Genomic DNA, 7776 nt, shown 5'->3' with positions numbered 1-7776 from the left:
TTCGACCTTGCAACTTGACGAGCGTCATGCTGCGAGAGCATGCTGGCGTACAGAGAGACTTTGACTGCTTTCTCTATTTCCTTCCGCTCTTAGGACGTTGTCCGTCAGGATCGTGTGAATCTTGTAAGGAACGGCGGCAATCAGCGCGACCAGGAAGTCTGAGGCGGCCACACGGTTGGCGCTCTCGACCAACTGCACGAACGCGAATTTGCTCGTGCGATCGATAGCGACGAACAGATAGAGTTTGCCTTCGGCCGTCTGCACTTCGGCGATGTCGATGTGAAAGAAGCCTATCGGATAAGACTTGAACTTCTTCTTTGGCGGTCTGTCGCCCGCAACCTCGGGTAACCGACTGATCCCGTGCCGTTGCAAGCAACGATGCAATGACGAGCGCGTCAGGTGCGGGATCGTCGCTTGCAAGGCGTAGAGGCAATCATCGAGCGGCAGCAACGTATGCTGACGGAAGGCGACGACGATCGCCTCGTCCTCGACGGAAAGAACCGTCGACTTTGGCTCTCTAGGGCCGGTCGGCAAATCGCTGACCGACGAGCGATGCTTCCACTTGGCGACCGTCTTCTGGTTGATCCCATAGCGCTTGGCCAGTGCCCTTAGGCTCTCTTGACTATGTTGTATCGCTCGACGGACCGCCTCTGTCGTTGTGGCGCTCCCGTGCAGAATTTGGCCCATAGCGCATCCTTCCATTCCAAGGAAAAGATTGCACCATCAAAGTCCGGGATCAAACACTAGCATTACAGTCGTAGTTTGTATTGCGCGCGTTAGCGAGTTCTGACTCGATGCATCACCATGATTCGACAATCAATCATGGACGACGGGCGCGTCGATCGAAACGGTACTGGAGTTGTGGGCGACGTCGCTGCGGGACGTGAAGCGACGGATGCGCTCGTTGTTTGCACAGGCGCGTACGGCGGCGAGCGCGGGCGCATTCATTGACGGACTTCTGAGCGAAGAACCGCGCAAGACTGGCTGGATGCGAGCGGAAGCGGCGGGCGATCCCGGCCCGTGGCGCCAGCAAGAGCTTCTGGGCCGAGACCGCTGGGATGCAGACGAGCTGCGCGATCTGGTGCGCGATTATGTGGTCGAGCATCTCGGCGATGAAGGCGCGGTGCTGGTTATCGACGAGACCGGCTTTCTCAAGCAGGGCAAGGCGTCCTGCGGAGTGGCGCGACAATACACCGGTTCCGCCGGGAAGATCACGAATTGTCAGATCGGGGTGTTCGCCGCCTATGTGTCGCGTCACGGCCATGCCTTCATGGACCGCGCACTCTATCTGCCGAAGAGCTGGATGGACGACCCGCATCGCCTGAAAGCGGCGCATGCGCCAAGCGATGTCGGCTTTTCAACGAAGCCGCAACTTGCCGCGAAGATGATCGCGCGCGCCATTGCGGCGCGCGTCCCATTCGCCTGGGTTGCGGGTGACAGCGTTTACGGCGTCGGCGACATCGAGCGGGATTTGCGCCAAGCTGGCAAAGGCTATGTGCTCGGCGTCGCCGCCAATCACTGGTTCGGATCCTGGAGCCAAAAGCGGTCGATCAGCGGCTCGGCGGAAGAGATCGCTAGAACGCTAAAGCCAGTGGACTGGCGCCGCCTGTCGGCAGGCAGCGGGACCAAGGGGCCACGCTTGCGTGATTGGGCCTACCTCAAACTCGCCGATCTCGACGCCGGCGAGTTCAACAAGGAGCGCAGCGGCCTGTGGACGCGCGGTTTGCTGATCCGACGCCATATCGCCGACGGCGAACTCGCCTACTTCACCACCTGGTGTCCGGCCGGAACGTCCATCAAGCAGTTGGTCACCGTTGAAGGACATCGCTGGGCGATCGAAGACAGCTTTGAGGCCGCCAAGAACGAGTTCGGCCTCGATCATAATGAAACGCGGTCTTGGCATGGCTGGTATCGTCACGTATCGCTTGTCATGTTGACCTTCGCCATGATGGCCGCCATTCGTCAAAAAGCTAACGCACCACCCCAAAAAAACACTTCGCGAGCAACCCGAACCCGCAAGACCTCATCCGTTGGTCGGTCCAAGAAATCCGCAGAATAGCGCAGCGGCTCGCGCGACAACGGATTCGACCCAGCTATGTCATCGCATGGTCGCTGTGGCGACGCGCTCACCAAGCCATCGCTCAAAAAGCCCACATCAAACAAAAACTACGACTGTAATGCTAGGCTCAGGACCTATTAAATCTGTTGCGAGAGGGCTGGTAGGTTGATTCAATGGTGGTGTTTGGGGGGGCATCGCCATGGCTGATTTGTTGTTGGTCGGAGGCGCAGATGCGCCGGATCGAGCCGTATTTTCCTTTGTCGCACGGAGTTACGAGGGTTGATGACCGGCGGGTGATCAGCGGGATCATCTTCGTCATCAGGAGCGGTCTGCGCTGGCGCGATGCGCCGCGTGAGTATGGTCCGCACAAGACCGTCTACAATCGGTTCGTGCGCTGGAGCCGTCTTGGTGAATTCGCGGACCGGCACTGTATCAGGACTGCGTGTTTGATTGTACGATGACCCAATCTGGTTCTGCCGATCCCGTCTCGTTGACCGTTGCGCCGTACATACCTTCGCTCTCTCGCTCCGTCAACAACCTCGCACTGCAGCGCTGCTCATGCAGCCCTCAGAGTGGGTTTCCTGTAAATTTCGTTGCGCATGAGTCTTCTTTTGCGGCCTGCGCAAGCGCATTCTTCATCACAGCGATTAATTCCGGCTGGAGCCTATTCATCCTGCGCCTCCCATATTGTTAGCGATAAGTAAGCGCGGGGACGACAGCAGTGTTACCGAAATTCCGGCGATGATGAGTCCGGTGGATTAACTTTCTTTCATGTCGTTTCGACCAAGCGCTCGAAGCCTTGCCGAGCAAGGCAGGGAAGCCATTCCCGGAATGGATCCGGCCCTGGTCTTTCGTCGATCGTGCGTATCAGCTCTGCTGAGCCAAAGTTGATTCTGTAATTATCTTTTTGCATCGCGGGAATTGGCGTACAGCTTCGAATACACTGGCGCGGTGTGACATGGGAAACAAAAAATGAAACAGAAAAAGGACATCGTCGAAAATTGGCTTCCGCGTTATACGGGCACGCCACTTGATGAATTTGGACAGTATATTCTTTTGACAAATTTCGGTGGTTACGTCGCATGGTTCGCCGCCCACCATGACGTATCGATCAGGGGCGCGGATCGACCGATGCCCAACGTGACGGCCAATGGAATTACCTTGATTAATTTCGGCATGGGAAGCCCGAATGCCGCAACCGTAATGGATCTCCTGAGCGCCATTTCTCCAAAAGCCGTTCTATTTCTCGGGAAATGTGGCGGCCTAAAGCGCAAGAATCAGACAGGCGATTTAATCCTGCCGATAGCGGCCATTCGCGGCGAAGGTACCTCCAACGACTACCTGCCGCCGGAGGTGCCCGCGCTGCCCGCATTCCAACTGCAACGCGCGGTGTCAACCCTGATCCGCGACCTGGGTCACGACTATTGGACCGGCACGGTGTACACTACCAACCGTCGTGTCTGGGAGCACGATGACCTCTTCAAGGAGCGGTTACGGCGCACACGGAGTATGGCGATCGACATGGAGACCGCGACGATCTTTGCCGCTGGATTTGCCAACCGCATTCCGACCGGGGCGCTGCTACTAGTGTCCGACCAGCCCATGATTTTTGACGGGGTGAAGACTGAAGCATCGGATCTGGTGGTAACCGAGAATTACGTCGAAACGCACATCAACATCGGGATCGAAGCCCTCAAGCTGGTGAGGCGTCACGGCCGCAGTGTGAAGCATCTGCGCTTTGAAAGCGATTTTGACGAACGGCACGAGCCATAGAGGCGGAAAAGTTAAATGGGTGTCGCCATGCGCTTCTGATCGAAGTCACCGCCGCGGCGAGGTTATCACCATCGTGTGTGATGTCACGGACCTTCCATTTACGCCCGCCGGACGCCAGGATCTCTCGGAGAAGAATGCGGTCCTCTGTCATCTGGCTTTCCCTTCAGCCCCGCCTTCTTCTTCGGCGGCGGGGGTGGTTCGGCAGCCTCACGAGCCAGCCGCTCCGCCCTTAGACGCTCGCGATTTTTGTCGAATGCCTTTGCTGCGTTCGCGTGCTCAATCATTGCCGATTTTGCGTCGGCGTCTCGAAGCGCTTTGCGAGCGTCACGCACTTCTTTCGAAATGGGCTTACGTGGTTCGCACTCCCCGGACGTCTTCATTTTATTTGCCTTCCTGAGTTCGATCTCCGCACGGTAGCAGATAACCGTGGCTTGTCGTCTACCGGTTGTCCGCTTCTCATGGGAGATTCAAGGGCAGGCGTTTCCTCTTATTAGCGTTCGCTTTTGAAACGAAAACCAGGGCGATCGCTAACAGCGGGCAAACAATGTCCATATAGAAAGGCAAACCGGCGTTGCCTGGCGCAAAATTGCCGACGATCACCATTTGTCGAACATGGCCCACAGCATCTCCAAGTAAAAACACCGAGGCAGCACAGACTGCCGCAGCTTTGAACGCGAGTTCTCGCCAGAAGGAGAGGATGGCTGTTATTCCGATCGCTAGGTCCGCCATGCCAATTCGAACTGAAAGGGGCTCACCTGCCATTCGATTTGTGCCGCGGCGGTAGCCGGGAAGAAAACATGGGTTATGCGCGCCCATGTCTAATTCCAAGTGCTGTCACCTCGCTGAGGCCGCCCGGCAAGCTTTCGAGCTTCGGATAAGGCGATCGTCCCGCCTGGTTCAGCGAGTTTAGGGAAGGGCGCGGGGCCTACGTTCCGAGCCTTTTTGTTGAGGAAGCGCGCGCAAGTGACGATGCAGTTCGTCAACCATCAACGGCGGTGACAGTTAGTTCACTATGGCTGTTAAGCCCTTCTGCCAGGTTGTCGTGCGAATATAGGGCCATGATCGAAGATCAACTTCCACAGGGCGCGGCGCGTCAGTCAGATCATTCTGGCAACCGGTATCAGCATGGCAGCGAAGAAGCTCAAAAGAAAAACCGCGGTCGGACAACGACCGCGGCTGCCGCTGCAAATTCGATCTCGACCACTTTATTCGGCGGCGTGATCAATATGGGTGTCACGGCGATAGCCTCCCGATCGGTCCTGCTTTGCCTTATCGCGGCCAAGCAGTTGATTTGAAGCTTTGCGGGACATGCCTGGTTCCAGATTTAACCCGCGGCCGCGACATCAAGCTTAATAAGCGAGTTTCGTTGCGCGAGTAGGGAAGAAGGATAGCTTGTGATGCCGGACAGTGCCCTCAGTCCACCTACCCTGGCGAAGCCGCCGGTCGATCATATTCCGCTGGGCGGCTTCGTTCGCGTAAAGGAGGGTCCTATGTCGTCAACGCCAGACCCGACCCTGACGCCAGGCTGTGATTCCCTCGAGCGCCGCACCAAGTGGCGGACCACCATCAACCATGTGGCGGTAGTATTCTTTGAGGGGGACACCGGCATGTACTCTTGCCGTGTCTGCAATGTCACGAACGATGGAGCGAGCATTCGGTTGAGCGGCCTCGATATCGTGCCTCCAGTCTTTGACATTTCCTTCGACAATTTTCGAACATCGCGTCCATGCCGCCTGATTTGGCAAAACGGAGATCTCATTGGCGTTGCCTTCGAAGACTGACCGTCTTCGCCGTGGAGATTCGCTGGTGCCAAAAGAAGCCGAGATCATTTCGAAGATGCAGGCTTAATCGGACCTGGCCCCTATGCGTCCGTCTTTAAGACAGGTGAAACAGCGTGCATCGTTGCGCGTCGCGGGTCCCGTTCGCTCAGTCACAAGAGAGGTGTGAGATTGCATGCCCCTCCAATTCCACTGCGTCGTCGAGGAGATGAAAATATGGGGTGCACACAGCGACGGCTATTCCTTCACAATTAGCTTTTTCGAAAACTTTGCCGGTCCCGGGTTTCACGGCAGATCAGGCTACGTGGCTTCATGGCGTCCGCTTTATCGGGGACGTGGCGCAATCAAAATAATCGGCTCACCATTCAAGTCGTTCGACGAGGCCGAAGTTGCCTGCGAGGCGATGCTAAAACATTTGATGAGTGCCGGCGGGCCTTGTGACGGCCAGGAAAGTATCCATGATAATTGATCGTTCCAAGGGAGTGCGGCAGTGGCAACTGGTACTGTGAAGTGGTTCAACGCGATGAAGGGTTTTTCATTCAGCCCGACAGCGACGGCAAGGATGTGTTCGTCCATATATCGGCGGTCGAAAGGGTCGGCCTTGGCTCGCTCAATGAGGGTGACAAGGTGAGCTACGAAGTCGTCGCGAACCGCGGCAAGGAGAGCGCGGAAAACCTCCGGGTCGGTTGATCCGCTCGCCCGCCGGTCACGCCGGCGGGTTTGTTCTTCTATCTTCGCGACGTGGTATTCCTTGGGCAGCACCCGGCCGCCCGCTTCGTTCGCAACGGGGATAATCTCTACGAAACCTTCTTTCAGAGCAATTTCCCAGACTTCTATCAGCCATGCTTCGTGCAGCGTCCTTGACCTGATCTGCCGCGTTACGAAGTACGCCCTCATCTCCTGTGCCGGTTTTACGATCTATCAGGATAATTACTCCCTGTTGGAGCAATAAATCGTGCGCGGCACAATCGTTCCGGTGGCCGCGCGGCGGCCGCATGAACGGCAGGCGGTGGCTTCGACTGCCGTCCATGTCCCGGCCCCTAGCCCAGATCCGGGCGGCGGTGGAACCTGAGGTACCTTTACTCGACTTATGACGAGGGAGCTTACAATGGCTGAAAAATTTGACCCTACACGTCACGATGTGCCCGCGGTGGACCCAAAGGAGGCCCGTAAAGGCCGACAAGGAAATGCACGAGCAGCTTGCGAAAGGGCTCGAGGGAAGCGTTTCCAGCATCAGATCCCGTTAGCGCAACGCACCGGGCAAATCGAAATCCGATGCCCACGATAGTTAAAAAGAGCATTTAAGCCGTGCTACCCGATTGATCGCTAGCACCTGGGGTGGCCCGAGGTTGCTTCACCACGGTGCGACCGCGAGCCTGTACTCGCCTGGCGGCGCAGACAGCGTTCGCCTCGTGAATAATGGTCAATATCTGATCTTGAACGGGTGGAGAATTTCGGGGATTTCCGAAATCGGAATCGTCCGCGAGCGCCTTCTCAATGTCCAATATCAACTTGATATCTAAAAGTGCCTTGGCAAGAACATCGGCGAGCGCTGCAAACGCACGGGCTCCTCCCTCGGGTTTTGGTGTCGAACGACACTTGCCGAATACGCCAAAACCTTCAACCCGCGACGGGATCTGGCGCCGCGCTCGATGGCCAGCTCCGCGCCAGTCCCCGTCGCTCACTCTGTCCAGATGGGCAAAACAAACCGTCCGGGGTCTTCATCAGAGGAAAGTCTGTCGATTCGCATAACCTTCATTATGGAATATATTCCTAAGTTACAGACAAGTATCAAGCAAGCATCATGTCGTTGCGCGATCTGAATCTTTGAGAGCTCTCTTTCGGCTGATCAATCGATCAATCCGTCAGTTGAACGTTCGGCGGCCAAGCCGTGTTACTCGCCGAGAACGCGCCGCCGGTCTTCGAATTCCGCTTTGTCAATCTCGCCGCGCGCAAAGCGCTCCTTGAGAATATCGAGTGGCGTCTGGGTGGGTGGCAATTGGTGTGGCGGATATGTCCCTGACCATGGGCCGCCCAGCCAGCGCGCGAGGACAACCGCGAGGGCAACTAGAGCATTTTTCGATCAGGTAGCGTCGTATCCAGCGGCGGCGAGATAATTTTGACATTCATCGGGTGAGAAGCGTTTGAGAGCGTTGGCGATTGCTT

General features: G+C 56.8%; 5 protein-coding genes and 5 pseudogenes. 6 read left to right on the top strand and 4 right to left on the bottom strand.

Annotation, left to right across the window (positions count from 1 at the left end; all coding sequences use genetic code 11):
* Positions 1–96 precede the first annotated feature (96 nt).
* Positions 97–687, bottom strand: a pseudogene (locus B2M20_RS17710) (transposase family protein); the annotation flags it as partial.
* 154 nt (positions 688–841) lie between these two features.
* Between B2M20_RS17710 and B2M20_RS17705 the strand changes: the two are divergent.
* From B2M20_RS17705 to B2M20_RS17695, 3 genes and pseudogenes are all read left to right on the top strand, one after another.
* A complete protein-coding gene (locus B2M20_RS17705; RefSeq protein WP_079448344.1) occupies positions 842–2059 on the top strand; it encodes an IS701 family transposase in 1218 nt (405 codons plus the stop codon).
* Between the two features lie 173 nt (positions 2060–2232).
* Positions 2233–2478 (top strand): annotated as a pseudogene (locus tag B2M20_RS17700) (transposase); the annotation flags it as partial.
* Between the two features lie 553 nt (positions 2479–3031).
* Entirely contained in the window at positions 3032–3832 is an 801-nt protein-coding gene (locus tag B2M20_RS17695) for an AMP nucleosidase (RefSeq protein ID WP_079448343.1), read from the top strand.
* A 197-nt stretch (positions 3833–4029) separates the two neighbouring features.
* Here the strand turns inward: B2M20_RS17695 and B2M20_RS20825 are convergent.
* Both B2M20_RS20825 and B2M20_RS17685 read right to left on the bottom strand, forming a co-directional pair.
* Positions 4030–4212: pseudogene (locus B2M20_RS20825) on the bottom strand (hypothetical protein); the annotation flags it as partial.
* A 76-nt stretch (positions 4213–4288) separates the two neighbouring features.
* A pseudogene (locus B2M20_RS17685) lies at positions 4289–4587 on the bottom strand (DUF6790 family protein).
* A gap of 642 nt (positions 4588–5229) precedes the next feature.
* Between B2M20_RS17685 and B2M20_RS17675 the strand changes: the two are divergent.
* The 3 genes and pseudogenes from B2M20_RS17675 (at position 5230) to B2M20_RS17665 (ending at position 6300) form a co-directional block, all read left to right on the top strand.
* Positions 5230–5613, top strand: coding sequence for a PilZ domain-containing protein (locus B2M20_RS17675; protein ID WP_079448339.1), 384 nt, complete (start codon positions 5230–5232; stop codon positions 5611–5613).
* Positions 5614–5785: 172 nt separating this feature from the next.
* Positions 5786–6079, top strand: coding sequence for a hypothetical protein (locus B2M20_RS17670; RefSeq protein WP_079448338.1), 294 nt, complete (start codon positions 5786–5788; stop codon positions 6077–6079).
* 21 nt (positions 6080–6100) lie between these two features.
* Positions 6101–6300 (top strand): annotated as a pseudogene (locus B2M20_RS17665) (cold-shock protein).
* Positions 6301–7504: 1204 nt separating this feature from the next.
* On the opposite strand, the gene B2M20_RS17660 reads toward B2M20_RS17665, so the two are convergent.
* Positions 7505–7609, bottom strand: coding sequence for an SHOCT domain-containing protein (locus tag B2M20_RS17660; RefSeq protein ID WP_201789038.1), 105 nt, complete (start codon positions 7607–7609; stop codon positions 7505–7507).
* Between the last annotated feature and the right edge of the window lie 167 nt (positions 7610–7776).

It is taken from the genome of Nitrobacter vulgaris (genome assembly GCF_002028545.1).
GTDB lineage: Bacteria > Pseudomonadota > Alphaproteobacteria > Rhizobiales > Xanthobacteraceae > Nitrobacter > Nitrobacter vulgaris.
Note: the sequence above shows the minus strand (reverse complement) of the source record. Positions and strands in the feature narration are given on the sequence as shown.